Source organism: Mesorhizobium sp. M7A.F.Ca.CA.003.01.2.1 (genome assembly GCF_003998945.1).
GTDB lineage: Bacteria > Pseudomonadota > Alphaproteobacteria > Rhizobiales > Rhizobiaceae > Mesorhizobium > Mesorhizobium ciceri.
This window is the reverse complement of record NZ_RZRA01001544.1, coordinates 1-655: the sequence shown is the minus strand read 5'-3', so window position 1 is coordinate 655 and position 655 is coordinate 1. Positions and strand designations below refer to the sequence as shown.

The following is a 655-nucleotide window of genomic DNA, read 5'->3' as shown; positions in this document are numbered from 1 at the left end:
GTAAACTTTAGACAAATGCTGTCTCAATACGCGATCTGGCACCCGGCCAGAAACTTAACCGACTGATATCAAACACAAATTCACGCTCTTGGACGGCCATGGCACTGAAGTCCCATGCCGGCAGGACTATAGTCCTGCGGGCAAGCAGCGGCATGGGTGAAAGTCTTTGCGTGGTATATCGGACAAGCTTTGAAAACAGGGGAGTTGATAGCGAAAGCAAAAGGCTCAGCCGATACTTTCACCGCCGTCGATTACCAGCGCCTGGCCGGTCATGAAGGATGAACGGTCGGAGACAAGGAACAGGATCGCTTCGGCGATCTCATCGGCGCTGGCCCAGCGGCCCATCGGGATCTTGGTGCGGACATAGGTTTCGATCGCCCCGCGTCCGCCCATCTGGGCGATGAACGGTTCGTTGAACGGCGTGTCGACCCAGCCCGGACAGAGCGCGTTAATGCGGACATTGTGACGGGCATAGTCGAGCGACATCTGCCGTGTCATCGCCACCACCGCATGTTTGGAGGTTGCGTAGGCGATCATCTCGCGGTCGTAGAACACGCCCGAATTGGAGGCGGTGTTGAGGATGACCCCGCCGCCCTGCGCGATCATCGAGGGCATGACCTGTCTCGCCGCCAGGAACTGCGCCCGCACATTGACC

At 58.3% G+C, this 655-nt stretch carries 1 protein-coding gene; it reads right to left on the bottom strand.

What is annotated here, in order from left to right; translation table 11 throughout:
- Positions 1-225 precede the first annotated feature (225 nt).
- Positions 226-655: SDR family oxidoreductase (locus EN969_RS34080; protein ID WP_127419926.1), on the bottom strand; the 430-nt coding region annotated here is incomplete at its 5' end.